The sequence below is a fragment of the Amygdalobacter indicium genome, assembly GCF_029101545.1.
GTDB classification, from domain to species: Bacteria; Bacillota; Clostridia; order Saccharofermentanales; family Fastidiosipilaceae; genus Amygdalobacter; species Amygdalobacter indicium.
Genome location: NZ_CP118866.1, coordinates 957,172 through 983,675, shown reverse-complemented (window position 1 = coordinate 983,675; position 26,504 = coordinate 957,172). Strand labels below are relative to the sequence as shown.

Sequence of the window (26,504 nt, the reverse complement as noted above, 5' to 3'; positions counted from 1 at the left end):
TAACCAATTTGTCTAATGTAGCGATTTTACAAGGTATAAGCACAAAAGATGATTACAGATCAGCTCAAGCGGGAAAGGCTTTGATTTTGCAAGTCACGGACGCATAATAGTAAGCTTGCAGAAGGCGAATGATCTAGGCGAGAAACCGACACATATTGTGTGCCGGTTTTTAACTGTAAGTGCCTTGTGTGTTACAATAAGTATTCAAAGGTGCAAGGAGGAGCTTATGTTACAATTTTCCAATCAGTTTATGCAGCATTATTTGCCACTTCTAAGTCCTCTAGCTTGGAAATTATATTTGCACCTTTTGCTGACTTGTACGCTGAGATCTTCTTATCAGCTGCAGGAACATGACTTTGAGTTGGATCCGCCCAATCAATTTGTCAATCGGCGCCAATATCAGCAGGAATTAGCAGCGGCAAAAAGTGAATTATTAAGCGAACAGCTGCTGAAACATAATTTTTATAATCAGACTACATGGCTTATCAGTCCTGAGGTACATGATAATTTCAGTCTGTTGGAAAAACTTTGGCAACAGGGTGTAGCCGATTTGAACCCGCAGGCCAAAGAAGCGATTAATCGTAGTAATTTGTTGCCGGCCAAAGGCTGTGACCCTGATAATTATGAATTGTTGCAGTTTTTGCTCACTTGCAATAAAGGTGGCGAAGCAGCCTGCGAGTCAAGTGCAGATCCTCAGCCAATATCACCGCCGACTGCAAGTTTACCTGAAGATGACAGCTACAATGAGCTGGTACAGTCGATTAATCGCAGCTTCCTCGTAGGGTTCAGTTCCTATTCCTGGATTAGCCTTATTGATAAAATGCATTATGAGTACAAACTTGATAATGAGTTGATTTATTTGATTTTTGCAACATTGCACAGTGAAAATAAACTTTATAAAGAACAGGTACTGAATTTAACTAAGGAATTGGCCAAAGAACAAGTGCTGACAGCAGCAGCCTATGATGCTTGGGTAAGCAGAAAAGAAAAAATTAAAGAACGTGAACCGTTAGTTAAACAGGCTTTACAAAGACGAACCTTAACACAGGCGGAAATACTTCTGATCAATAAATGGTACGATGAGTATGGCTATAATGACGAAATTGTCACTTATTTACTTAGTAAAAGCAGCGAAACTACCAATCCGACTTTGAATTGGTTTGATGCTATTATCACCCGCTGGCACAAATCCGGGTACAAAACTTTGGCAGAAATCAAGCAGGGAGAAGAGTCTTATAAGATGAAACAGGCAGGCAGGAGGCATTCCAATTTATCCGGATTTCAATCGCGAATTCAAAAGGATAAATATACCGAACGCCAATATGATGATGATTTTTACCGCAAGTTGTTGCAAGGCTCGAAAAATAATATAGATTATGATTAAAAGTGAGAATTGGCTATGAAACTGAACTACCTGCAAAATATCTATCAGACACGCAGCAATCAGGCTGAAGTGCGTAAATCAGGATTGGAAGAGTATTTATATGCGCATAATGATGAGTTGAAGAAGCGACGTTCACAATTACTTGACTTGCGCAATTCTTTGTTGCAGGCGATGCATAAGACTGCCGGCCTGGATGATAAAGATTTAAGTGCCGATCAGGAATATCAGCGGATTAAAGAAGCTTATGCTCTTAAAGAAGCCGAATTACAGGCTTTTTTACAAGCTGAAATGCTGAATTATTGCCAAAAACATAATTATCGCATTTATTATTGTGCTTATTGTCAAGACACAGGAGTTTTAGCGAATAAACAGGCCTGTAAATATTGTTTGCCGGCACAACTAGCAGCTTATTTGCAGGAACTGGGACTTTATCGGCTGCCGCTTAGCTTTAAGGCGCAACAACCGGATCAAACGGATATCAGCATTTATGCCCGAGCCAATTCCCCGGCGGATTTTCAAGCTGAAATAGCTAATTATCGCACAAACTACAAATATGCCGCCAAATTTGCGCAGGCAATTCTTGCTGAAACTGCCAATTCTTCGATTTCGCCTTCGCCTTTAGCTTTGTCTTCATCTTCGTCCAAGCACAATTTGAAACACAACATTATTTTATATGGAGTTGCCGGCTCCGGCAAAAGTTATTATGCGGCTAAAATTGCGTCTTATTTAATGCAAGAGGCCATATTGGCGCTTTATCTGGATTCAGAAAAATTGGGGGACTTGTATGTCAAAAGAGATTTGCTGGCAGCTTCTTTCAATCCCGACAGCAGACAAAAAGATTACAACAATACCTGCTTTGCCGTTATGCAACAGGCAGATTTAATTGTTATTGACGATTTGAGCATTAATACCGTATCACCCAAGCATTTATTGAGCTTTTTAAATAACGTGCCGCAGCGACAACACTTAATTGTTACTACCAATTATAGCCCGAATGAGTTGCAGGAAGCTTACGGTGAAAGAATCTTTTCTCGCTTGTTTCAGGATACCGAACCGGTGTCTTTTAAGACTAATGATTTGAGATTATTTCATTAAGCTTAAGCAGAATTTAAGCTGTTAACAAGTATTTTTGCGACAGAATTTTATAAGATTGCTGAAATATAAAAATAGCGGAGAATAAGACGAGGCGAAGATGATCAGTTGCGGTATTGATTTAGTGGAAATAAGAGATATCCAGCGCGCTTATATGCGTGTAGGCGAGGCGTTGGCTCAAAAAGTTTTAGGTGCAAATGAACTTGCAATCTGGCAGGCGATAAATTTGCCGGCGAAAAAAATTAGCTTTCTGGCTAAACGATTCGCCGCCAAAGAAGCTTTACTCAAGGCAGTTAAATTAGGCTTGCAGGCAGGAATGTCCTGGAAATATATACAAGTGCGCAGCAATGAAAGAGGCGATGTAGTTTTTGACTTAACGAGCGATTTTTACACTTGTTTATTACAGGCGCATTCTTTACCGAATTATCAAGCTGAAAGTAAATTGAATATCAGCTTAAGTTTGAGCGATACAAGCGAATATGCGGTAGCTCAAGTTGTGCTTGAGTGGTAAAATAATACAAATAACTGCTTTCGGTGAAAATTGGTGCAGTGAAGTGGAAGAGGTACTTATGAATAAAAAGTTGAAAACAACAATTGCAGCTGTAGTGGTTGTTCTGCTCTTGGCAGGCGTTTTTTCGTATAATTCACTGGTAGGTAAAAGTCAAATTGTTACTGAAAAAGCGGCGAGCATTGATACGCAGTTACAGAGAAGAAGCGATTTAATTCCTAATTTAGTTAAAAGTGTTAAAGGCTATACAAAACATGAAGAAGCAGTTTTTGCTCGGGTTGATGAAGCACGGGAGAAATTACTGCAAGCCAAATCCATGCCGGAAAAAGCACAGGCTGACGGTGAGATTAAACAGGCATTGGGTTCTTTGTTAGCTGTTGTTGAGAATTATCCGCAACTTAAAAGCGATAAATTATTCACACAATTAATGGACGAGTTGGCCGGCACAGAAAACCGTTTAGCTTATGCCCGGGATGAATATAATAAGGCAGCCAAGATCAACAATATGTCGGTGCAAACATTCCCGAACATAATTTTTGCCAAAATTTTCGGTTTCAAAACCGTACAGTATTATCAGGCGGATAAGCAGGCGGCTCAAACACCGCAAGTTGATTTTTCTAAATAAGAAATCGGGAGAACAGTATTATGCAAGTGCTGATGCGGCGTTTACGTACGTTGATAATTGCGATTGTACTGAGCGCAATTTGTGTTTCGGTATTCTTTCTTAGATCCTATCGCCGCGAGCAAACTGTTTATCCGCAAGCGACCAAGTTGTTCTATGCTGCCGATTATAGCCATGTTTGGCATGATACGACAATTAAGCATATTGTCTCGGAAGCACTGGAGCTGTACAAGCAAACTCGAGCACAGGTAGTTGTAGTTTCCGTACCGGATACGCAAAATGACAGCTTGGAAAAATATAGTATCAATATTGCTAATAAGTGGCAGATTGGCGATCGAAATTTGAATAACGGTATTCTTTTGTTGTTTACTACCGGCGAGCCGCATGTACGTTTGGAAGTCGGTAAAGGCTTAGAAGGTGTAATTAATGACGGCAAAGCCGGAAGAATATTGGATGATTATGTTGTCAAATATAAGGATAAGCGTCAATGGGACAAGGCTGCACTTGCCGGTTTTAATGCTGTCTGCCGTGAGCTTTATCGTTATTATAATTTGCATTTACCGGCAAGTTTGAAATTTAATGCCCCCATGGCTGATTTCAGGCACGGCGGTAAGGCCTTGCAGGAAGATTTGACTTTTCCTGCGCCTGAGGTTATCTACAATAAGCAGCCGCTGTGGTTGCAGTGGCTTTTAGCTTGCCTGAAATTTTTGGGCATACTTGTTATCTGTGCAGTTATATTCCGCTGCTTGAAGTCGGCGGCTGCAAGTCGGAATATGACGGTGAAGATGCTGATTTATTGCATTTTATTCGGCTCGCCGTATCGTAGCCGCTATGCCCGTAATCAAGGTGGTCTGATAGGCCTTGTTTCAGCCGTTTTGGAGGGGATGGGTCGAAGTAGCGGCGGCGGAGGCTTCAGCGGTGGCGGTTTCAGCGGTGGCGGCGGCGGGTTCAGCGGCGGCGGCGCAAGCAGATGAAGTGGAAAAGCCGGATTGTTGGAAGCTGAATTCCCTTTATTTATAGCTTTATAGATTTATAGCAAGCGGCGAAGGTCTGAAAATTTTAACTAAAAAGCAGAAGCGGCTAATTACCCAAGTAGCTATACCATGGGGTAGAATATTTTGCTGAATAAAATAAGCGGCTTCTTGCTGAAAGACAAATAGTAAGTTTTATGAGAGATAATCGCAACATCGCCAAACTCTTTGTATGCATTAATCCATTTGCGTAACTGTGAGTCAGAGCCAAGTCCATATTTTTTAGAAAGATATTTTAACCCACCTTTCCCATCCAAATATTCTAAAACAATTTTCTTCTTGAATTCGAAACTATGTTTTGCCATAAAAATACCGACCTCCCAATCTTTAGATTTTGGTCTAACTTTTGGGGGTCGGTACAACCTTATATGTATGGTCGCTTTTATTTAATCACTTTTGAAAATTAAATTATTTGTCTCTGATTTCTTATCGCTTCCTGTTGATCATCGTCTTCATACCACATAGCTTGTGGCAGATCCAGACAGCAACAATCACCGGGCATAAATTCGATGCGATGTGGAGTTTGCACTTTCAATTTTTCTGTACCGACTTTGACAATATATTCAGTAAAGTTGGTTAAGAATATCCGCTGTTCAATTGTTCCATGGAGACATCCTGAAACGGCATCTCCCTGTTCAGGCGAGAGCAATGCAATAGTATTGGGCCTTGTCGCTAAAAGCAAATGTCCTTTACTTTGACCTTTTTTCAACATAAGCGGATCAATTGGTAAATGTAACAATTGTCGATCACCTTCAACATTTAAATCATTACCTGCAACATTAACTTTTATAAAGCTCGATTCACCTAAAAAAGAATGGACAAATCTATTAATCGGCTTATTATACAATTCAGTTGGTGTACCGATTTGTTCAACTTTGCCCATATCCATAACCAACATCCTGTCCGATAAAGCCATAGCTTCCGCTTGGTCGTGCGTCACAAAAATAATCGTAAAATTAAACTTTTTCTGCAAAGCTTTAATTTCAAAACGCATACTTTCTCTTAATTGAGGATCCAGATTGGACAAGGGTTCATCCAAAAGCATAATTTTAGGATTGGTTACAATAGCTCGTGCAAGAGCGATTCGTTGCTGTTGTCCTCCTGATAAATTGGAGGGATATTCATTCGCTGAACCGTCAAGACCGGTATGTTTAAGAGCTTCTTTGACCCGTTCATTAATTTCTGCCTGCGGCCTTTTTTGCACTCGTAGAGGAAAAGCGACATTTTCAAAGACGTTCATATGTGGCCAGACGGCAAAGGCTTGGAAAACCATCCCCAATTTTCTTTCCTCAGGCGGAATATACAAATGCTTTTCTTTGCTGGAAACAACTCTCCCTGATAGCGAAATTTCTCCATCCGATAAATCTTCAAAACCGGCTATCATTCGCAAAGTAGTTGTCTTACCACAACCTGAAGGACCTAAAAAGGCAAAACATTCGCCTTCTTCAATTTCCAAATTGAAGTTTTCAACGGCTGTAACAGTTCCTAAACTTTTAGTTGTAAATTGCTTGCTGACATTTTTTAAAATAATTTCTTTTGCCATTAGTTGTTACCTCTACGATCTTTGGTAATGTAGCGCACGATAGCGTTGCAAATGAAAATAATAATGATAGCCACACCGGCCAAAGCGGAAGCTTGTACGATATAACCGTCACTCTTAAGAGAATAAATAGCGACACCCAATGTCCTGGTAAAAGGACCGTACAGGAGTACGGAGGTAGTTAATTCACGCATTGCCGGTAAGAAAATTAAGAAGAAGCCCGAAACCATTGCCGGTCTTATTAAAGGCAAAGTAATATCGGTCAGTGCTTCAAAATGACTGGCGCCGCAATTTCGTGCAGCATCCTCGAGGGAATAGTGCACTTGTTGTAAAGAAGCAGAAGCACTTTTCATAGAGAAGGCTAAATAACGGGCAAGATAAGCAATTAATATAATCCAAATAGTATTATAGAAATTGAAATACAATTTACCTGACCAAGCTAGAATAACACCGATAGCCAAAACTATGCCGGGGATAGAATAAGGTAGAACGGAAATTATTTCCAGAACGGTTTTACCGCGAGGCTTAATTTTAGTAATGACATAGGCGATCATAACACCTAAGGTCATACAAATAACGCCGGCCGAAATAGAAAGAATAAGGGAGTTGGTGATGGAATCTGAAACCATCTTATTGTTAAACAACACTTCTTTGTAATTGGACAAAGTAAAATTGGCTAAAGTTAACGGCAGACCGTAAGCTTTCAGCATACCGACCAGGAAAATCATAATTAAAGGAATGACAACAACAACCAATAGAAAAGACATAGCAATAAGCAATAAAGGCCATTTGCTGCCGCGTAATTTAATAAGCATAGGTCGCATGGATTTACCTTTGATAATATCGTAACTTCCGGCTTTTAAGACCTGTTTTTGCAAAACCAAAGCCAGCATTACGACAGCAACTAATAAGACTGATAAAGCCGCTCCCTCTCTGATACCTTGAAAATCACCGGAAGAACGATTAATTAAGTCGTAAATTCGTGTAGGTAAGGTATAAATTTTTTGCGAAAAACCTAAAATTGAAGGTACACCGAAATGAGACAGGGAAGAAGTCAAAATCAGCAGAGCTCCGGAGGCAATAGCAGGTTTAACCAATGGTAAAGTAATTTTTGCAATTACATATCCTTGTTTAGCTCCGGCTATACGCGCAGATTCCTCCAAAGTCGGATCCATTCTTTCTAAAGCACTGACAACTTGCATAAAGACAAAGGGAAAATAATATGACATCTCAACAAAGATAATACCACCCAGAGAATTTATGTTGAATAAAGCTGTATCGGCGCCGGTAAATTGCATATACCAGGTATTAAAATAGCCGCCACGCGGGGATAAAAGCAAATCCCAGGCCATAGCGCCGAAAAATGGCGGAAACATATAAGGAATGCTGAATAAAGAACGCATCAGCGATTTTAATGGAATATCACTGCGTCCCAACAACCAAGCGAAAAATAAACCTACTATTGTACCGGAGGCAGTAACAGCTAATGCGATAATTAAAGTGTTGAGCATAGCTTTAATATTTTCTTTATCAATAATAACCCTGAGGAACATTGATAAATCAAATTTTCCACCACTGAAAAATACGTTGATTATGATCATTGCCATCGGTAGAACAACAACAATGAATAAAAAGACAAAGCTTAACAGGGTTAAAACCATATCCAAGCTGAAACGTCGACCTTCTATTTTATCAAGATCGGAGCGATGTAATGATGCTTTAATAGATCTCAAAAAATTTTTCATATATTTCTCCTAGTCAGTTTTTACGGCTGCAGCATAATAAACTGCTTGGCAAAACCGCAAACCTACAAAATCGCCTTCCTGATATACCTTTTGCTTAATAGCATCCAGAGCATTTAGTTGTACACGTAATTCCAAATTGCCCAATTGCACAAAATAGTTGAATTGATTGCCCAGGAAGACAGCACTTTTAATTACAGCTTTGATTTCCGATTCAGTGTCAAAAATAATATCAAGCGGCCTTATTCCCATATCTATGAGCGATGATTGACATTGATTTTTAATTTTGTCCATCGGTGCGTCTTTCCATAGAATTTCTTGTTGACCGTTAAGAATATAGACTTTATCTGCTGTCATCTTTAAGGGAATAAAATTGGAAACACCGATAAATTCGAAAACAAAACGGTTAGCCGGCTTTTTAATAATTTCTTCATCACCGGCAATTTGAACAATTTGTCCGTCTTTCTGCATAATAGCTATGCGATCACATAATTTCAAAGCAGCTTCCTGATCATGGGTTATGTAAATAATTGTTGTTCCCGAATCTCTTTGAATTTGCCTGATTTCACCGATCATTTCCTCTCTTAATTTAGCATCAAGATTGGTAATCGGTTCATCCATTATAATCAAATCTCTTGATCCGACCAAAGCTCTGGCAATAGCCACACGTTGTTGCTGACCACCTGAAAGCTGCACAGGCATATAGTTGGCATAAGACTGCATTCTTACCTGTTGTAGGGCGTGTTCTATTATTTTGCTTCTTGTATCGGCTTTAATTTTGTGTTTAATAAGCGGATATTCAATATTTTTCCGGACCGACATATGCGGCCAGACAGCGTAATCCTGGAATACCATACCTATATTCCTTTTTTCGGGTTTAATACAAATACGCTTACTTTTGCTGAAAACAACCTGCTCATCTATTTTTATTTCTCCCGCTGTGGGATTTAATAAACCGGCCAAGCAGCGAATTAATGTCGTTTTGCCACAACTTGAAGGCCCGACAATACCCATAATTTCTCCATCCTTCACATTTAATGAAAGATTATGAAAAATTGTTTTATCGCCATAATTGAAGCTGACGTTTTCAAAACTGACAGATGCCATAAATTTAACCTTTCCTAATTTTGATTCAAAGTATAAAAAGAGCCTGAAGATATATCAGGCTCGGATTAAACAAATTATTATTTGAATAATTTATCGAATTTATCCAAAATTTCCTGTTTTTGCTTAGATACACTTTGATCGTCAATATCCAACATTCTTTGTGCTATTTCAGCAGCATCAAGGGCGCCGTCACCTACAGACAGGCCGTTACGGACAGGTGTAGCTTGTGTATCGGCCAGAATCTTTTGGCCTTCTTCCGACAAAATAAAATCATAAAGCAACTTAGCTTCTTCCATGTGCGGAGCACCTTTAAGAATGGCAATAGGAGAGGAAACTACAATTAAATCTTTCTCGGGATAAGAGAATTTAATCGGAGAACCTTGTTTTTCCAAAGTCCTTGTAACATAATCGACGCCGACGCAAACCTTGTAAGCACCGGAACCGACTTTGTTAATTGTTGAAGTTGTGCCTGATTCCAGTTCCATCTTATTAGCTTTCAACTTTTCAAAATATTGCCAGCCGTAGTCTTTATGATTAGCTAAAGCTGAAATGGCATACATAGTTGTTCCTGCTTCTGCCGGATCCGACATAACTAATTGTCCTTTGAATTCCGGCTTAATTAAATCGTTCCAAGATTTGGGAATCATATCACCCTTAACAGAATTACTGTTGTAGGAAAAGCCCATAACAACTAGACGTGCACCAATAAACGTATTGTCTTTATCTTTGAATTTATCGGCGATATTAGAAGCTTCTTTAGATTTATAGCTTTCCAACATGCCTTTTTCTTTAAAAGTCAGATAATTGGAAGGATCACCTACCCAAATTAAATCGCTTGCTATCTGCCCTGATTGCTGCTCGGTAGCAATTTTAGTCAAAACTTTACCGGTACCTGCAGCATAATAATCCATCGCAATTTCCGGATGCTTTTTCATAAAAGCATTTTTAATTGCGGCCAGCTGCTTTTCTTTTAAAGAAGAGTAAAGCATAACTTTTTTTGTGTTCTGTTTCTGTTCAGTATTGTTTTCGACTTTAGTATTTGATCCGTTACTGCAACTGTACAATGTGCCTATACATAAAGTTGTTAACAACGCTAAAGCGATTAACTTTTTGGGTTTCATAAATGCCTCCTTACTCATAATGAGCATAATTGTAGTTGAGAGCTACTTTTGTGCTATTCACACAAAAAATCCAACTGAATTGGCCTCAGTATAGTCAATTTGCCCTAAATTAACGAGTGCAAAATTCTAATATTTATGCTTATTTCCTAAATTTACACACTTTTGCACTAAGTTTTTTGTATAATTTTGTTTCATAATATTAAAGAAGAAAATTTTTATTTAAGCCCGAATTCGATTAAGCGGGATAATTAACCGACAAGGAGTAATAACTGACTATGAATATGAAGTCACACTTAAGCACTATAAGGAAAAGAGTAGTACTTATCGGTTTCGCACTGTTTCTTGTCTTAAATTATGCTGTAATTTTAGGAATAGCTATATTTAATTATATGCAATTCGGCTATATAAGAAGAGAAAGAGAAGAAAGATTATATAAGGAAATTATTCAACAACAGGATAATTTGTTGGCTTCTTATAACCGCCAAATAACTAATTCTATTTTACAATTATTCAATTCACCTCTAAATATTAAACTCAGACACTATGATGCCATTTCTCCTATTGATAAGATTATGGCAATGCGGGAATTGAACGCCTTTGTTACAGGTGCGGAAAATTTGATTTCAGCTTATGTTTATAGTCGACACTATGGCGTACTTTCAAGTGATGATAATTTTTCAGCAAGGGAAAAATTGCAAGATTTCCAAGATACAGAAGCTGTCGAATTATTGCGTAAATTGAAGAACAGCACTGCCGTTGAGCACAGGCGGATCTTAGCAGCTTTGCGACCTAAACATCAAGCAGGAAACAATAAATGCGATTATGTTTTTACGTTTACAATGTTGGAGGATGATGCAGCTTTAATGGTAAATGTTGATATGCAATATTTAAAAAATATTATCAAATCTAATCCGTTTCAAGCTGTCTGTATTAAGAACAGCGACGATAAAACAATCATTATTTATGGTAATAAATTTCAAAACAATAAGAATTTTGAAAAAGCTGTCAGTAAAGATAATTTAAAACTGGCAGAAAATGTTTTTGGTCGGCAAGTGATTTTTAATAACGCTTATTTATGCTACAAAACTTACAATAACATTTTAGATTTACAACTGACTTATTATTTACCGGAACAAGATTTGTTCGCCGATGTAATCGCTTTGAAAAAAAGAACAATAAAGTTGGCAATACTAATTCTATTTACATTTATACTTTTACACATATGCTTGTGGCATTATGTGATTAATCCTTTTGCAGAAGCGGTAGAAGAAGTATCGTTAGGTGAGCATAAAAACCTAAGTCCTGCCTGTATTCTGAGAAAAATGCGACAACAGCAGTTTCTGCAATTATTATTAACAGGAGAGTTTGAGAAAAACAGTGATTTTCAATTTGTTGAGGAAGCACAAAAATTGCAATTACCGTTTACCGAAGATTATTGCTTTTTGCTGTTACTGCCAAATATACAGGAAAATAAAAATATTTATTCAGTTTTAAGTAGTTGCAACGAACACATGGTGTCTATAAATTTCAGCAAACAATCTTTTATTCTTATTCAGTCTGATAAAGTAGATGCAACGGATGCCGCTGTTGCCCTAGCTGTAAGTAATCATAACAACTATAAAATACCAAAGGAAATAGAACATGTATTGGCAAAATTTCCTACAATACTGGTTGGTAATATTAATAATTCAATTGATTTAGCCAAGTCGGCGGCCCATCTTATTGAGATGCAACAATTGAATCGCATTAAAACCTGTTATTTGCGCCAAGAAAAAGACTTAAAACGTTTAAGCAAAGACACGCACAATTTAGTGTCAGTTTCTACTCTTTTATCAGGTGTTTGCAGCAAGGAAAAAAGTATAGCTGAATTATGGCAGGAATTTAATAACAATAATACAGATTTAAGATGGGCAGCAATGATATATGTATGGCAGAATTTGGCAGCACAATTGGAAAAAAGGTCGAATATTGCAGATAAAATTTTGTCATCCGCTCTGAATGAATTGTTGGAGACTGATTTTGGAGCCCAGGATTTGGAAAAATTATTTTTACCGTATCTTATTGATTATCGTGAAGCTAAGCAGATGCAGCATTTAGATCAAGTGCAGGAATTATCTCAACAAGTTGAGAGATACATAAAAGACAATTTAAGCGATTATAATCTTTCTTTGAAAATGGTAGCCGGACATTTCAATCTTAATCCGACATATTTGGGTAAATTATTTAAAGAGGCAAGAAATATAACGATTAGTGCTTATATAACACGTGAAAGATTGCAACAAGCGGCCTATTTGCTCAAAAACACCGATCTTATAAACAAACAAATATGCGAAAAAATAGGTATTGAAAATAGTTCGTATTTTTATGCTCTTTTCAAAAAGTTCTATGGCATAACGCCGGGTGAGTTTAAGGATGACAATTGGAAAAATGAACAAAACACGGGAACAAAACCCTGAATAAAAACTTTCGGACAAGTTGTTACCGGCAAAATGGCAGCATCTTTTGCTATTGAAGAATTAGTGCAAAATACAGACAATATAGCAAAAAAGCGACCGACTTTACAGCCGATCGCTTAATTTATCGGAGTGAGAGGATTCGAACCTCCGGCCTCATAGTCCCGAACCATGCGCGCTACCACCTGCGCTACACCCCGACAGCAAGAAGTATTTTAACATATATTACGTCACTTGCAAAGCCCGAATTCGTGACTTTGTTGTTAAAATGCAAGAAATTTATTTAATTTATCAGCCTTATTGCACTTTACAGCTTTTGCAAATACCATTTGCAAGACTGCTTGAAAGCGGATAATAAAGAACATAAAACTGCCAATTGCAAGCCAAGTGCAAAAGGGTGTACAAAATTAATTATAAAATAAGAAGAAAATCAGAGCAAACGCCGAATTATTCTACACCCGAGAACAAAACAACAAAAGGAGCGATTTATCCTCAATAACGATAACAAATCAGCAGCTTGAGACATAAACAGACAAAAAAATTGCCTATTTACACAGCTAAAAGCCTGTAAACTGATAAAAAGACAAAAAAGCGACGAAAAACAGGAGATAAAATTACTTAATTTTGGTAAAAGAACACTAACTTCCATAATAGTTTCGAAAGAGGGAAGTGTGATTAGGTGCCTATGCTAGAATAAATTTGCGATTAATTTTCATCATACATAGGAGGTTTTCGATGAATAATGTGACTAATGAAAGCCGGTTGGATAAATTTTTTCAACTTAAGGCTCGAAACACATCCGTAAGGACCGAACTTGTAGCCGGTCTTACAACCTTTATGACGATGAGCTATATCCTCATTGTTAATCCTAATATGTTGTCAGCAACGGGTATGGATAAGGGCGGAGTCTTTACCGCAACAATTATCGCTTCCGTTGTCGCAACTTTGATGATGGCACTTATGGCGAATTTACCTTTCGCCTTAGCTCCGGGCATGGGACTGAACGCATTCTTTACTTATTCCATTTGCTTAGGCATGGGGAAAGATTGGCGCTTTGCATTAACGGCAGTCTTCCTGGAAGGAATTATTTTCTTGCTGCTGTCACTATTCAAAGTACGCGAATTCATCTTTGAAGCTATTCCTATAACGTTGAAAAAAGCAGTGTCGTGCGGAATAGGACTTTTTATAGCACTAATCGGTTTGAATTCAGCCGGAATAGTAGGTACGGGCAAAGGGACGGTTTTAGGTTTAGGCAATTTATTAACGCCGCAATCAGCCGTCTTTTTCTTTGGCTTACTTGTTGCCGCTTTATTGACAGCTAAAAATATCAAAGGCGCTTTATTTGCCGGTATTGTCAGTTCAACTGTATTGGCCTTGATTTTAGGTGTTGTACAGTTGCCGACAAGTATTTTCTCTTTGCCGCCGAGCATGGCTCCGGTAGCCCTGCAGTTACAATGGGAACACGTTTTCACATGGGAAATGTTCAGCGTAATGTTTACATTCCTTTTTGTTGATATTTTCGATACAGTAGGTACGCTGGCCGGTGTGGCTACTAAAGCCGGATTGATAGATGAAAAGGGAAGATTACCCAAAGTCGGAAATGCTTTATTTGCTGATGCTGCCGGTACAACTGTCGGTGCTCTGTGCGGTACAAGTACAATTACAACTTTCGTGGAATCGGCAGCCGGCGTTGCAGATGGCGGTCGTACCGGTTTAACTTCCGTTTCAACAGCTTTCTGGTTTGTAGTTTCTTTATTCTTTTTCCCTTTGATTTCTATCGTACCGCCGCAAGCCACAGCCTCAGCTTTGGTAATTGTCGGCTTGTTCATGTTGACACCGATTAAAGAAATTAATTTTTCCGATTTTACTGAATCAATTCCGGCCTACATTACGATGCTGATGATGCCTTTTTCCTATTCTATTGCCGAGGGTATTTCATTCGGTATGATTTCCTATGTCGTTTTGAAAGTCCTGTCCGGTAAAGGCAAAGAAGTTTCGCTGCTGATGTATATCTTATCTTTACTTTTTGCCGTCAGAATTTTCTGGCCCTTACTGCAACCTTTATTGGGTTAATGTTATTGACGGTATCCGTCTGTAAATGCAGCCTCTTTCTCTGTGAAAGAGGCTTTTATTTTATTTATTGCAAATTTTACAGCGGGAAGAAGAGAAAAATAAAAGCTCTATCGTTGAGATAGAGCTTTCACAAGCTGTAAGCCGTTTTTACTTAAGATACTAAGCACGTACTACAGCACCGTTACGCAAGCATGATGTGCAAACATATCGGGTTTTAGGAGTATTACCTTCGATAACACGTACCTTGCGAACATTTGGCTTTTGTTGGGCCAAGGCGCGACGAGAAACCTGAGAACGTGTGATGGAAATCTTACGTCCAAAGTTCATACCCTTTTCACAAATATTGCATTTTGCCATTGGTTTTCACCTCCCAAATTGAGCTATTCACAAGGAATGCTTAATTCTGTACAGCTCGTTCCTGCACAATAGACACTTGATGATTCTAGCGCATTTACTTATAATTGTCAATTAAATTCAACTCTTTATGCTATTAATCTGTGATAATTTCACCCCTGTAACTAACCAATTAAAATTTCACCCTCCCGTGTAACGAACAATTGCCGGGAAGGATTAGAAACAAATTAGTTAGTTAGATTAAAATACAAGGATGGAAAGATTATCTATGTCTCAAAAAGAATTAACTCGTTTACATGTCCTTAAATCCTGTTTGGACGGCAACATTACCAACGAACGTGCGGCTAATCGCTTGAATATTTCCATTAGACGTGTGCAGCAATTAAAAAGGAGTCTGCAAAATATCGGAAATTCAGCTGTTATTCACGGTAATGTCGGCAAACCATTACTCGGATTCCAACTTTACTCATTTTCGTGAAATCTATAGATTGCAAAATTTATATAGATATGCTATATTATAAAAAACATAGGGGCTAAAAGATTGAATAACAGAATAAAGCAAAGACGAAAAGAATTAAAGATGGCACAAAGTGAGTTAGCAATGCGTATAGGGGGAGTTTCAAGACAATAATATAAGCCTTATAGAACTTAATAGTTGTTTGATTTAGATGATAATGGAGAATATAACTGCTTATGTTGTAAGTAGTTAATATAAAAAAGAGAGGAGATGTTAAGTATGAAAAATATTAATCCTCAGAGGACTAACAGCCGTATGGGCTTATTCCTTAGCTGATACAGTTGATTATAATGCTAATAAGAGTGGTGAAGGTGTTATTGTAGAAATAAGCTGGATATTAACATACAAGTGTTATCCAAGGTAAAAGCCTATGAAATGGTGGAACTATTTAATATTTTTTTTAGCGTTGTGTATGGCTTTAATTTTGCATGATACTATAAAAAGATATGCGTTAATAAATAATAAATATTTTAAGATATTCATTATTATAATCTGCCTAATTATATTTTTTGTTATTTTTAAAAAAATAATTAAGTATTAAATTAAAACTGACTAAGAGTTAAAAATAGAACTATTAGTCAGTTTTTTATAGTTAGGATTAGTGTTGGAATTTTCGCCGAATATTGAAATTGCTGTTACAAGTAATAACCAACGTATACGCTATAGATTAAATGTTAAAGCAAATACGGAATTAAATAAGCTTTGTTTAGAAATTATAGATAACAGAAATAAAGGTGATAGGAAATCCGCATAAGTTGTTTATGTTGTCAACTCTTTAACCGCAGCATCAATTGCCCGCACCAATTTCTGCCAAGCTTTAATGTTTATCCACTTTTCTTGCAGTTTAACACCGGCATCTTCCCATAATCCCTGAATTGTCTTATCCTTTTTTATTATCTGATCGGAAAAATCTCGTAGCAATTGCCATGAACGGATAAATTCTTTTTGCGCATCCTGTTTGAGAGAACGGGCAAAAAGCAAAAATTTTTTTGCCAATTCTTGATCATTGCTGCCGTCAACGGCTAACTTATTCATCCAAGTAACTGTAGTTGCGGCAATTTGCAAACTGCTGCCCGCAGTTCCCGGATGCAGAGCCTGTAAATCGTGCAATAATTTATCGAAGTCCACCTTTGCCGATGTAGATACGGACAAAGTTTTATGCTGACTGACAGATGTTTGCGGGGTGGCAGTCTTGGAACAACTTACATTACTTTTTACAGCAGATTGATGACAGGCGACGACAGATAAACAAAGGGCGGCAGTCAAAAGCAAAGAACAACATTTTATTAATTTCATAAAATCAACCTTTCATAATGAATAATTCCCTGATCGGAGCGGCACGTTAAATTAACGGCGAATGGCAGCTTTAACGCAGCTTTAACGCAAATTGGCCAACCAGAACAAAACTAAAATTATACCGACGGTAATTCTGTACAACGCCATATGCTTCAGACTGTTTTTAGCCAAATACTTCAAAAATGCCTTAACTACAATTAAAGCGACGATAAAAGAAACAACGCAAGCAATAAAGAGATAAATATATTGCCATGTTGCACTGTTTATAGCTGCAAAGTGCTCCCGCCCGACGTGCAAAAAAGGTAAGCCGACAGCTTTCTCTGCCAAGAGCGTTTCACCTAAACTAGACAGATTTTGTTGAATTTTGTGAAATTTGTAGAAGCTGTAAGCACTTGCGCCGAACATGAGAGGAATAGCGAGAAAAAAGGAGAATTCCGCTGCCAATTTCGTCCTTAAACCGACAAGCCAGCCGCCGATAATAGTAGAAGCTGAACGGGAAAAACCGGGGAATAATGCCAAACATTGCCAGCAGCCGATAAGAAAAGCCTGTCTATAAGTAATATCGTCGATTTTACTGACGGTGGGATTTTGCACCTGATAATTTTCTCCGAAATATAACAACAATCCGCCGACGATTAAAGCCAGCGCTACTGTGAAATTATTGAACAGATAACGCTCAATATATTTATTCAGAGCTAAAGCTAAAATTACGAAGGGGACGGAAGCTAAAATCCATTTTAACCAAAAATTGACGGCCGCCTTTTTGCCGCGTAACAAATCCAGAAAAACCTGCCAAAGCTTATGAAAATACAGTAATACCACGGCTAAGATGGCCGCCAGCTGAATAACAATCAACAATAATTTCATGAAATGATTATCAGGCAATTTCAATAAATTGGAAGCAATAATCAAATGACCGGTAGAAGAAACGGGCAAAAATTCCGTCAGACCTTCAACGATACTCAAAATAATAATTTTAATTAAATAAATAAAATCCATAGTACTTTCCCTGCTCAAATTAAATCGACTATTTGATATAATAGCAGATATGAGATAGTTTGAATCTAATTTTATGTGAGAAAAGGAATTGAGATGAGCAAACAAATTTTGAATTTGGATTTAACCGACGGTCAGTTGCTGCAGGAAAAAATTCTGATTTTGGATTTAGGCGGGCAATATAAACAGTTAATTGCCAGAAGAGTAAGAGAAGCTGGAGTTTATGGAGAGATTCTGCCGGCTGACACCAAACCTGAAGATATCAAAGCCGGTAACTATACCGGTATTATCTTAAGCGGCGGTCCTAATTCAGTTTATGAGCATAATCGTTTTGAAGCCGATCCGCACATCCTGGATTTGGGCATACCGGTTCTGGGTATTTGTTACGGCGCCCAGTGGATATGTCACGTCAAAGGCGGAAAAGTCCTGCAAGCTCCGCAAGGAGAATACGGCAAGCGCTTTATTCAGATTAAAACTCAACAAGCCGGTAAAATTTTTCATAATATTACCTCGCCGACGCAAGTTTGGATGAGCCATCGTGACCAAATTGCGGAATTACCGGAAAATTTCGTTGCCGCCGCCAGCTCTGATTCCTGCCCGATAGCTGCGTATTATAACGAGAAAGACAATTTATACGGAGTGCAATTCCATCCGGAAGTGGAACATACACTTGCCGGTAAAGATATGATTCACAATTTCCTTTATGAAGTTTGCCATGTCCAAGGAAAATGGAAGATGACCGATTTTGCCGAGAGCATGATCAGAAAACTTAAGCAAACTTTAGGCGATGCCAAAGTACTTTGTGCTTTCAGCGGCGGTGTAGATTCTTCCGTTGCCGCTTTGCTGGTCCACAAAGCTATCGGTAAAAATTTGACATGTATATTTGTTGATCACGGTTTATTGCGCAAGAATGAAGCGGAAGAAGTCGAAGAGGTTTTTCACCGTACATATGATATGGATGTCAGACGTATTGATGCTGCGGAACGTTTTTTGACTCGTCTGCAGGGAGTTGCCGATCCGGAGCAGAAACGGAAAATTATCGGTGAAGAATTTATTAGAGTATTTGAAGAAGTTGCTCAAGATTATCAAGATGTAGATTATTTGGTACAGGGTACAATTTATCCGGATGTGATCGAAAGCGGCACCGATAAAGCTGCAGTTATCAAGAGTCACCACAATGTCGGAGGTTTGCCCGACAATATTAAGTTCAAGGCTATCGTCGAGCCTTTGCGTACGTTGTTCAAAGATGAAGTGAGACAGGTCGGTCTGGCCTTGGGAATGCCGGAGAATCTTGTCTGGCGTCAGCCTTTCCCCGGTCCCGGCTTAGCCGTTAGACTTTTAGGTGAAATTACGCCAGAGAAGTTGGAAATTCTGCGTAATGCCGATGCGATTTTCCGAGAAGAGGTTGCCAATTTTAATTTGCACAAAACTATTTCTCAATATTTTGCCGTTTTAACTCCGTTGAAATCAGTCGGTGTTATGGGTGATTCGCGTACCTATGATTATACGGTGGCTTTACGTGCTGTTATCACTAATGATTTCATGACCGGTGAATGGGCACGCTTGCCGTGGGAATTGTTGGAGAAGGTCAGTTATCGGATAGTCAATGAAGTTAAGGGCATTAATCGTGTCGTTTACGATGTTACCGGTAAACCGCCGGCAACGATTGAATGGGAATAGTAAAAAACAGGCTCTAAAGCCTTATAAATAGCCGTTTAGTGAGTGTTGTGCTTGCAAAATGCTTGCAGATTTTAGAAATTAGTCACTTGAATAATAATTTTCAAGGAATACAAAAAGCAACTAAGAGAAAAATCTTAGTTGCTTTTTGCTTTTTTATCATTTATAAGTTTAATGCTGCTTTCATCGAAACTGCCAACAAATCTGTGGCGATGGTTTTAGCAACTTCTAATGTAAATGGCAGAGCTTTATCTTTAATTATCTTCTTGACATTATTCCACGTAGTATCTTCTCTAATTTTATCCAAAAAATCATGTCCTTCCCAAGTTAATGAACCAACTGAAAAAAAGTATAATGAGTTATCAGCATACTGAGCATTATAGTAATCAACCAATCCAGCTTCTTTTAAAATTTTACAATGATAAGCAATTTGTAAATTGTCGTAGTTCTCTAGTTGAAGATTTAATAACGCAGTATCAATATATTGTTCTTCAATTTTAAATAAAATTTTTCTACATAAGTCCATATCTCTTTTCAAACTTAGTACCTCCTACATGAGTTATAAAATTTTGTCATTTTAACGATTCCGTTCTTATAGTAAATTATTTTCTTTCAAATCTCAATTCTCTTTTTTAGAATTTCATCTCTTGAAAGTTCTTCAAATTCTTTCTCTGTAAGTGGTAGAGTGTAATACTCTACGGACTTATTTTTCATAGAATCAAACTGTTCTTTTGTAATGGAGTAAGGCTTATAGGTCGAACAGATTATCAGACAACTTTTTTAAGATATTGCATACGTCAGCATTAAAAGAGTGTTCTTTATCATTACCGTTGAGCAGAGCCATAGTATGAGTAATGATATGGAACTATAGCGATATATATTTGATGCTCTTCATTTTTTGATGCAATTAGCATCTGATTTTTCAATAAAAATACAGAAAAAATGGGTGAAATATGCTATAATGTCTACTAAATGGATTAAAATGTGGCAAGGAGAAATAAAGATGGCATGTCTTAATGTTACTGATGTAATAAAAGAATTAGATATTTCTAAGTCATATTTATATAAATTGATAGATAAAGAAAATATTTTGATCCCAAGAAGTGATACAGGAAGGTACTTTTGGGATGAAAATACAGTTGAGATTATAAAAAGATTTTTGCATATAGATGGTTTACAAAATAAAGATAACACAGATTTTTTAATATCTAAATTAGGATTAAAGCAGTCATTCATAAACAATAGACGATATTTAGGAAATAAATATTCTCTTTCCGATTTTATAAGAAAGACAGTTGACGAAAATTGCAAGGGTGTAAATATTGTCATTGACATATTTAGTGGAACTGGAGCAGTCTCTAATACTTTTAAGGATAAAATGCTTATTACAAATGACTTGTTGTATAGCAATTATATTTCCAACTATGCGTGGTTTGGGTATGAAAAATACTCAGATAAAAAAATAATCGAATTAATATATGAATACAATCAAATAAAAACAAAAGAAAAGAACTATATGCGAGAGAATTTTGCAGATACTTTTTTTTCTGCTGATGATTGCAGCAAAATAGGATATATAAGAGAAGATATTGAGATAAAGTATAAAAACAAGGAAATAAATTTCAAGGAATATGCGATTTTGATTACATCCTTGTTATATGCGATGGATAAGATTGCAAATACGGTTGGACATTACGATGCATATAGAAAAAATGTCGATTTTGAAAAAACTTTAGTATTGAATGTTTTGTTGCCCGAAAAATCCATTAACTCCAATAATGTTTGTTATAACCTAGATGCAAATGAACTAATTAAAAATATTAAGGGAGATTTATTGTACTTAGATCCTCCATATAACTCAAGACAATATTGTGATGCATATCATTTACTTGAAAATGTGGCACGATGGAAAAAACCTAAAGTTTATGGTGTTGCAAGAAAGATGGATAGAACTTCGCTTAAAAGTGATTATTGTATGATTGCAGCTACAAAAGCATTTGAGGAGCTTATTGAAAATGCTGATGCAAAATATATTTTGCTTTCATATAACAATATGTCAGACAAGGGAAATGATAGATCCAATGCGAAAATATCGGATGAAGATATTATGAAAATTCTTAGCAAAAAGGGAAAAGTAACGGTATTTGAATCGGATTATAAGAGTTTTTCAACTGGGAAATCAGATATACAAGATAATAAAGAAAGATTGTTTTTATGCGAAGTATTTAGCAAAGAAAAAAAGAAAATGAATATATCCTGCCCTTTTAATTATATTGGTGGGAAATTTAAACTATTGGAACAGCTGCAACCTTTATTTAATGAAAAAGAAGTATTTTTGGATTTATTTGCTGGTGGAGGGAATGTTGGGATAAATTCCTCTTCTTCAAAAGTTATTTTTAATGATTCAAATGAGAAATTGATGGACTTAATTAAATTTATAAAAGACACCGATACTGATGTTTTATTAAAGCAAATAGATAAGATTATTGATGAATATCACTTATCCAATACAGCGTTATATGGTTACTCCTATTATGATTGTAATAGTAGTAAAGGATTAGCCGGATACAATAAGGAAAGCTTTCTCAAGCTAAGAGATGATTTTAATGCTAAGGTCGTTGCAGGAGAAACAGATTATTCAATGTTATATGTATTGATGGTTTTCTCTTTTAATAATCAAATTCGCTTTAATCGAAAATGTTTGTTTAATCTTCCTGTTGGAAAGAGAGATTTCAATTCTAAGATGAGAAGTAAACTTGTGTTATTTTCCGAGGAATTGAAAAGCAAGGACATTCAGTTTTTGAAAAAGAATTTTAGGGATATTTCATTAGATGATTTTTCTCGGGAGACTTTTATTTATTGTGATCCTCCTTATTTAATTACAAATGCAACATATAACGAAAATGGGATGTGGACTGACTTAGATGAAAAAGCTTTGCTTGAATTTTTAGATCAAGCTAATGAAAAAGGCTTTAGTTTTGCGTTGTCTAATGTTTTAGAAAGCAAAAATAAAAGAAACAATATTTTATATAACTGGATTGAAAGCAAAGGATATTATTGCAATTACTTAAATAAAAGTTATTCAAACAGTAATTATCATAGAAAAGATAAAAACAGTATATCTGAAGAAGTTTTAATTACTAACTATTCTGTGGATTGGAGGAATGAGTAGATGGCTAATATAAACATTTCATATCAAAGTTTTTGCTGGGTTATAGGGACTACAAGCTTTAGAACGGCAAAATTAAATTTAAAAATTGAGGCACAATTGCTGCTTCTTGATGCGTTTTATAATGAAGTTATAAAAAAATCAAGTTGGAATTGGAATAATGAATTGCAAGAAAAATATTATGACTTTATGAAAAGCAAAGCCTTTTTAACAGGTGATGCGAAAAGAAAAGATAAAGATGCGAGAGAAAAAACATCCGGTTTAGTTGATATTGGTCTAATCACAGAGGATAGATTGATTACAGAAGCAGGAAGAGAGTTGCTTAAAATAACAAGTAGCGGAATTTTTGAAACTGATAATGCATTTAATATTAACAGGGATAGTTTTGTTTATCTGAAACAGCTATTAAAAACAAATATAGATGTAAGCGGGAAGATTGTTAGACCATTTATTGCGGTTGTAAAATGTCTTACTGAACTTGAATTTTTAAGCTACGAGGAATTTACTTATTTTGTTCCGCTAATTAGAGATGACGAAAGCGCAAAGCAAATTGTTTCGGATATAAAATTATATCGACAAGGACAAATTAATCTTGAAGAAATAATTTACAAAAGACTTATGCAAATGGACAATTATAAACTTGCTAGGGAAGAATTTATTACTTCGGATGTTGATGAAAACTTGATATGTTTAATTGGAATGAATCGCAAAAGTAGAAATTATGATAAACCATATTATAAATTATATCAGTCTATAAAGAGTATATTCCTTGAGGGGAAAAGCGATTATGAATTGCTACTGAATTCTGCAAAGAATATAAATCAAAAGCCTGGAATATTGTGGAGAAATTTAATTTTTAAAACTACAAATATAGGAGTTATAAGGAAGAATGGGAAAACTTCAATTAATAATCAATGCCCATTTTTAAACTGTGCAAATGAAAAAGAATTAAAAGAGGTATTTTTCAAATACTTACATGTTTTTAAGGCAATGGCAACCCTATCTGATTATTTTGATCTAAATAGAAGATATTTCAATGTTACAGATATACTAATCTTTGAAGATCGAATGGTTAAGTTGGACATGATTCCAAAATACTATTTTAAAGAGATTATTGATGTTCTGTATAAAGAAACTTTTAGTAGAGATGATAATCTCAGTGTAGATGTTCCTTTAGAAACTATATCAAGAGCTTTCGAGTTAGACATGAGCAAAGTGTATGCTGTATTAAGTAAAGATTTGGGAATCACCATAAAGAGTCCGGAACAAGCAGCAACTTACGTAAATGATGAAAGATATAGAAGATTCAATATATTAATTGATAAGAAATTTAATGATGCTGTACTTGTAGAGTTGCTAAATTGTTTTGAAAAACGTGATGATAAGAGAATTGAAGAACTTGTTACAGATGAGGCTGCAATACCTACTATTTTTGAATATATTTTAGGAATTATATGGTACAAGGTAAGCGAAAGACAGGGAAATATTTTAGATTTTATGAAATTATCATTAGAAGCAAATTTGCTGCCAAAGACACATGCGGCAGGGGGCTATGCAGATATTATATATGAATATGAGGCATGCACTTCTTATCCAAAGCATTCTCTGCTACTTGAAGCAACCCTTGCAGATGGAACAAACCAAAGAAGAATGGAAATGGAGCCTGTTTCAAGACATTTAGGAGACTATAGAATTAGATTTAATAATCCATTTGATTATAGCCTATTTGTAAGCACATACTTAGATAAAAATGTGATCTCGGATTTTAGGTATAGAAAGATAATTCCATATACTAGAGATGAAGAAACTATCACAGGTATGAAGATTATTTCAATGGATACAGATTCTCTCAAGAAGATAATTGAGAAAAAAGTTAAATATAAGTATCTGTATGAAGTATTTGATAAGTACCATGAAATGCCATTAGAAACGGTAAATTGGCATGATGGGATGATAAGAGAGGCTACTGAGGAGTATAAAGCATAGTGATTATAAAATAGTGATAAAGAATACTTATTTTGAAAGAAATAAATGGGAATTGATACAGATGAAGAATAGAATTGAACATCCTAAGATTTTTATTTCATATGCTTGGGGATCAAAGGAACATGATGAGAAGGTTATTGCTTTAGCTGCAAATCTTAAAGGAGATGGTGTAGATGTTATTTTTGATAAATGGCAGCTAAAAGAAGGCAATGATACCTTTAAATTCATGGAAAAAAGTGTTTTAGATGAGAGTATTACCAATGTACTGATTCTTATAGATCCAATTTATGCAAAGAAAGCAAATGAAAGAGCCGGTGGCGTAGGTACAGAAACACAGATTATATCATCGGAAGTATACAACAAGGTAGAACAGAGAAAATTCATACCGATTGTATTCGAGAGAGATGATGAAGGCAACGTGTGTAAGCCACAGTATTTAAGGGGACTTTTGCACTTTGATTTATCGTCGCCAGATACTTATGATACTGAGTATCGGAGAATGGTGCGTACACTATATGGGATAGACACATATAAGGAGCCAGAATTAGGAAAACCGCCAGTTTGGTTAGAGGAGATACCTAAAGTGTCATATAAGTCCAGAGTGACAAGCAATTTTTTTCGGGGATCGGCAAGTGAAACCTTAAAGAAAAATAAGTTTGCTGAGAATCTGGAAGAACTAAAAAAACAGATTTTGGAATATGATTATACCAAAAAAGATGTTATTACATGCTATCTTGAACTAATACCCTTCAGAGACGAATTTCTTATTCTAGTTAAAAGTTCTGAATATGTTCAGGAGGGGTATAAACATATAGCGAAATTTCTAGAAGAATTAATGTATGAAATACGAAGACTGCAAATAAATTATGCCAACTTGAAAGGGACGTTTGTGCATGAGGGTTTCATATATTCAGTATCGTATTATCTTAAAAAGAATGCAAATGAAGCTTTGAGATATCTTCTGAATAAGACATATTTTGCAGGCACTTCAAATTTTAATCAGGACGCTGATAGTTATAACTGCTTTTATTGCTATAACGATGTTTTGAATAACGCAGTATGTAAAAGAGATGATAAGAATTATTATTGTGGAACTGCAGAACTATGGATTGAAAATATTAATGTAGAAATATGCAATAAAGAGGAGTTTGTTTCGGGAGATTTGCTTTGTCACAGTGCGTCACTTTTGATTTCAAATTATGATAAAAACTGGGCATGGTTTCCCTTAACATATGTTTATAATACCGATGAGTATAGGGGACTATTTGCAACTTATTCAAAAAGGTTGGTGTCAAAGGAATATTTGGAAAACCTGTTGTTCATTCTTGATTTTGAATCAATTGATGCGTTTAAGAAACAATACAAGAGCGTGGAGGAAAAGTTCCATAATGGAGACTTGAAGGAGTATCGTTATAATAGTTGTTTTGAAAAGGCAAAAAATTTCTGGAATTATATGAAGACAGAAGAGTTGGGAACAAGAAATTAGCCTTACTGTGTATAGCATATAGATAATACTAAACAAGACAGGTTATTGGAATACTAAGTAATAGCTTTGTGCTTGCAATATGCTTGCAAAAAATCGGAGAAACAGAAATAAATTGGATAATAAGGCTAAATCCGACAATAAAAAACTTGATTTTATGCCATTTATACAAAACAATATCAATGAACATGTTGAGTGGGAATAACACTTCCCGGCGTGGGGGATTTACTCCAAAAATTAATAACTTTTATAAATTGGACGGTTATAAGGCGTTAGAAACTGTAACCGAGTTTATGATTGGATGAAAACTAGACCGTAGTTTCAAGCTGCGGTCTTTTTATGCCTTGAACTAA

The 26,504-nt window shown here is 36.2% G+C and carries 21 protein-coding genes and 1 tRNA gene; 12 read left to right on the top strand and 10 right to left on the bottom strand.

Annotated elements, in window-relative coordinates; translation table 11 throughout:
* The first annotated feature begins 226 nt into the window (after window positions 1-226).
* From PYS60_RS04105 to PYS60_RS04085, 5 genes are all read left to right on the top strand, one after another.
* The gene (locus PYS60_RS04105; RefSeq protein WP_315567922.1) at window positions 227-1,384 is read left to right on the top strand and encodes a DnaD domain-containing protein; all 1,158 of its coding nucleotides are present in this window, start codon (window positions 227-229) and stop codon (window positions 1,382-1,384) included.
* Between the two features lie 15 nt (window positions 1,385-1,399).
* A complete protein-coding gene (locus tag PYS60_RS04100; protein ID WP_315567919.1) occupies window positions 1,400-2,479 on the top strand; it encodes a P-loop NTPase family protein in 1,080 nt (359 codons plus the stop codon).
* Window positions 2,480-2,576: 97 nt separating this feature from the next.
* Window positions 2,577-2,987, top strand: a complete 411-nt coding sequence (acpS, locus tag PYS60_RS04095) for a holo-ACP synthase (protein WP_315567918.1) — start codon at window positions 2,577-2,579, stop codon at window positions 2,985-2,987.
* 58 nt (window positions 2,988-3,045) lie between these two features.
* On the top strand, window positions 3,046-3,609 hold the full coding sequence (locus PYS60_RS04090) for a LemA family protein (RefSeq protein WP_315567911.1): 564 nt from the start codon (window positions 3,046-3,048) through the stop codon (window positions 3,607-3,609).
* A gap of 20 nt (window positions 3,610-3,629) precedes the next feature.
* Window positions 3,630-4,580, top strand: a complete 951-nt coding sequence (locus PYS60_RS04085) for a TPM domain-containing protein (RefSeq protein WP_315567910.1) — start codon at window positions 3,630-3,632, stop codon at window positions 4,578-4,580.
* A gap of 122 nt (window positions 4,581-4,702) precedes the next feature.
* Here the strand turns inward: PYS60_RS04085 and PYS60_RS04080 are convergent, their stop codons facing one another.
* The 5 genes from PYS60_RS04080 to PYS60_RS04060 all read right to left on the bottom strand — a co-directional run bounded on the left by PYS60_RS04080 (window position 4,703) and on the right by PYS60_RS04060 (window position 10,147).
* Entirely contained in the window at window positions 4,703-4,942 is a 240-nt protein-coding gene (locus PYS60_RS04080) for a transposase (RefSeq protein ID WP_315567909.1), read from the bottom strand.
* Window positions 4,943-5,040: 98 nt separating this feature from the next.
* On the bottom strand, window positions 5,041-6,180 hold the full coding sequence (locus PYS60_RS04075; protein ID WP_315567908.1) for an ABC transporter ATP-binding protein: 1,140 nt from the start codon (window positions 6,178-6,180) through the stop codon (window positions 5,041-5,043).
* A complete protein-coding gene (locus PYS60_RS04070; protein ID WP_315567905.1) occupies window positions 6,180-7,922 on the bottom strand; it encodes an ABC transporter permease in 1,743 nt (580 codons plus the stop codon). The genes PYS60_RS04075 and PYS60_RS04070 overlap by 1 nt, the downstream gene beginning before the upstream one ends.
* Window positions 7,923-7,931: 9 nt before the next feature.
* A complete protein-coding gene (locus PYS60_RS04065) occupies window positions 7,932-9,026 on the bottom strand; it encodes an ABC transporter ATP-binding protein (protein WP_315567903.1) in 1,095 nt (364 codons plus the stop codon).
* Between the two features lie 77 nt (window positions 9,027-9,103).
* Complete coding sequence (locus tag PYS60_RS04060) at window positions 9,104-10,147, bottom strand: ABC transporter substrate-binding protein (RefSeq protein WP_288798652.1); 1,044 nt, start codon at window positions 10,145-10,147, stop codon at window positions 9,104-9,106.
* Between the two features lie 275 nt (window positions 10,148-10,422).
* Between PYS60_RS04060 and PYS60_RS04055 the strand changes: the two genes are divergently transcribed.
* Window positions 10,423-12,603, top strand: coding sequence for a helix-turn-helix transcriptional regulator (locus PYS60_RS04055; RefSeq protein ID WP_315567901.1), 2,181 nt, complete (start codon window positions 10,423-10,425; stop codon window positions 12,601-12,603).
* Window positions 12,604-12,727: 124 nt separating this feature from the next.
* On the opposite strand, the gene PYS60_RS04050 is transcribed toward PYS60_RS04055, so the two are convergent.
* Window positions 12,728-12,800: transfer RNA gene (locus tag PYS60_RS04050), tRNA-Pro, on the bottom strand.
* A gap of 562 nt (window positions 12,801-13,362) precedes the next feature.
* Here PYS60_RS04050 and PYS60_RS04045 point away from each other — a divergent pair.
* Window positions 13,363-14,673, top strand: coding sequence for an NCS2 family permease (locus PYS60_RS04045; RefSeq protein ID WP_315570836.1), 1,311 nt, complete (start codon window positions 13,363-13,365; stop codon window positions 14,671-14,673).
* A 159-nt stretch (window positions 14,674-14,832) separates the two neighbouring features.
* Here PYS60_RS04045 and PYS60_RS04040 read toward each other — a convergent pair whose 3' ends face one another.
* Window positions 14,833-15,030: a large ribosomal subunit protein bL28 gene (locus PYS60_RS04040; RefSeq protein WP_288798645.1), complete on the bottom strand. Its 198-nt coding sequence runs from the start codon at window positions 15,028-15,030 to the stop codon at window positions 14,833-14,835.
* A 265-nt stretch (window positions 15,031-15,295) separates the two neighbouring features.
* Here PYS60_RS04040 and PYS60_RS04035 point away from each other — a divergent pair, with 265 nt between their 5' ends.
* Entirely contained in the window at window positions 15,296-15,505 is a 210-nt protein-coding gene (locus PYS60_RS04035; RefSeq protein ID WP_315567900.1) for a hypothetical protein, read from the top strand.
* Between the two features lie 798 nt (window positions 15,506-16,303).
* Here PYS60_RS04035 and PYS60_RS04030 read toward each other — a convergent pair.
* Window positions 16,304-16,840 (bottom strand): hypothetical protein, encoded by a 537-nt coding sequence (locus tag PYS60_RS04030; protein ID WP_315567896.1) that lies wholly within the window; start codon window positions 16,838-16,840, stop codon window positions 16,304-16,306.
* Window positions 16,841-16,921: 81 nt separating this feature from the next.
* Window positions 16,922-17,839, bottom strand: coding sequence for an undecaprenyl-diphosphate phosphatase (locus PYS60_RS04025; protein ID WP_315567894.1), 918 nt, complete (start codon window positions 17,837-17,839; stop codon window positions 16,922-16,924).
* A 135-nt stretch (window positions 17,840-17,974) separates the two neighbouring features.
* Here PYS60_RS04025 and guaA point away from each other — a divergent pair, with 135 nt between their 5' ends.
* On the top strand, window positions 17,975-19,516 hold the full coding sequence (gene guaA / locus PYS60_RS04020) for a glutamine-hydrolyzing GMP synthase (protein WP_315570834.1): 1,542 nt from the start codon (window positions 17,975-17,977) through the stop codon (window positions 19,514-19,516).
* Window positions 19,517-19,676: 160 nt separating this feature from the next.
* Here guaA and PYS60_RS04015 read toward each other — a convergent pair whose 3' ends face one another.
* A complete protein-coding gene (locus PYS60_RS04015; protein ID WP_315567893.1) occupies window positions 19,677-20,051 on the bottom strand; it encodes a DUF2513 domain-containing protein in 375 nt (124 codons plus the stop codon).
* Between the two features lie 363 nt (window positions 20,052-20,414).
* Here PYS60_RS04015 and PYS60_RS04010 point away from each other — a divergent pair, with 363 nt between their 5' ends.
* From PYS60_RS04010 to PYS60_RS04000, 3 genes are all read left to right on the top strand, one after another.
* Window positions 20,415-22,685 (top strand): Dam family site-specific DNA-(adenine-N6)-methyltransferase, encoded by a 2,271-nt coding sequence (locus PYS60_RS04010; RefSeq protein ID WP_315567891.1) that lies wholly within the window; start codon window positions 20,415-20,417, stop codon window positions 22,683-22,685.
* The gene (locus tag PYS60_RS04005) at window positions 22,686-24,668 is read left to right on the top strand and encodes an AlwI family type II restriction endonuclease (RefSeq protein ID WP_315567889.1); all 1,983 of its coding nucleotides are present in this window, start codon (window positions 22,686-22,688) and stop codon (window positions 24,666-24,668) included.
* A 61-nt stretch (window positions 24,669-24,729) separates the two neighbouring features.
* Window positions 24,730-26,154, top strand: a complete 1,425-nt coding sequence (locus tag PYS60_RS04000; protein ID WP_315567888.1) for an SEFIR domain-containing protein — start codon at window positions 24,730-24,732, stop codon at window positions 26,152-26,154.
* Window positions 26,155-26,504 lie beyond the last annotated feature (350 nt).

Excerpts from the sequence above, each read along its gene's own strand:
- PYS60_RS04105 (WP_315567922.1), top strand. The coding sequence starts at position 227 with ATGTTACAATTTTCCAATCAGTTTATGCAGCATTATTTGCCACTTCTA.
- PYS60_RS04100 (WP_315567919.1), top strand. The coding sequence starts at position 1,400 with ATGAAACTGAACTACCTGCAAAATATCTATCAGACACGCAGCAATCAG.
- acpS (WP_315567918.1), top strand. The coding sequence starts at position 2,577 with ATGATCAGTTGCGGTATTGATTTAGTGGAAATAAGAGATATCCAGCGC.
- PYS60_RS04090 (WP_315567911.1), top strand. The coding sequence starts at position 3,046 with ATGAATAAAAAGTTGAAAACAACAATTGCAGCTGTAGTGGTTGTTCTG.
- PYS60_RS04085 (WP_315567910.1), top strand. The coding sequence starts at position 3,630 with ATGCAAGTGCTGATGCGGCGTTTACGTACGTTGATAATTGCGATTGTA.
- PYS60_RS04080 (WP_315567909.1), bottom strand. The coding sequence starts at position 4,942 with ATGGCAAAACATAGTTTCGAATTCAAGAAGAAAATTGTTTTAGAATAT.
- PYS60_RS04075 (WP_315567908.1), bottom strand. The coding sequence starts at position 6,180 with ATGGCAAAAGAAATTATTTTAAAAAATGTCAGCAAGCAATTTACAACT.
- PYS60_RS04070 (WP_315567905.1), bottom strand. The coding sequence starts at position 7,922 with ATGAAAAATTTTTTGAGATCTATTAAAGCATCATTACATCGCTCCGAT.
- PYS60_RS04065 (WP_315567903.1), bottom strand. The coding sequence starts at position 9,026 with ATGGCATCTGTCAGTTTTGAAAACGTCAGCTTCAATTATGGCGATAAA.
- PYS60_RS04060 (WP_288798652.1), bottom strand. The coding sequence starts at position 10,147 with ATGAAACCCAAAAAGTTAATCGCTTTAGCGTTGTTAACAACTTTATGT.
- PYS60_RS04055 (WP_315567901.1), top strand. The coding sequence starts at position 10,423 with ATGAATATGAAGTCACACTTAAGCACTATAAGGAAAAGAGTAGTACTT.
- PYS60_RS04040 (WP_288798645.1), bottom strand. The coding sequence starts at position 15,030 with ATGGCAAAATGCAATATTTGTGAAAAGGGTATGAACTTTGGACGTAAG.
- PYS60_RS04035 (WP_315567900.1), top strand. The coding sequence starts at position 15,296 with ATGTCTCAAAAAGAATTAACTCGTTTACATGTCCTTAAATCCTGTTTG.
- PYS60_RS04030 (WP_315567896.1), bottom strand. The coding sequence starts at position 16,840 with ATGAAATTAATAAAATGTTGTTCTTTGCTTTTGACTGCCGCCCTTTGT.
- PYS60_RS04025 (WP_315567894.1), bottom strand. The coding sequence starts at position 17,839 with ATGGATTTTATTTATTTAATTAAAATTATTATTTTGAGTATCGTTGAA.
- PYS60_RS04010 (WP_315567891.1), top strand. The coding sequence starts at position 20,415 with ATGCAATTAGCATCTGATTTTTCAATAAAAATACAGAAAAAATGGGTG.
- PYS60_RS04005 (WP_315567889.1), top strand. The coding sequence starts at position 22,686 with ATGGCTAATATAAACATTTCATATCAAAGTTTTTGCTGGGTTATAGGG.
- PYS60_RS04000 (WP_315567888.1), top strand. The coding sequence starts at position 24,730 with ATGAAGAATAGAATTGAACATCCTAAGATTTTTATTTCATATGCTTGG.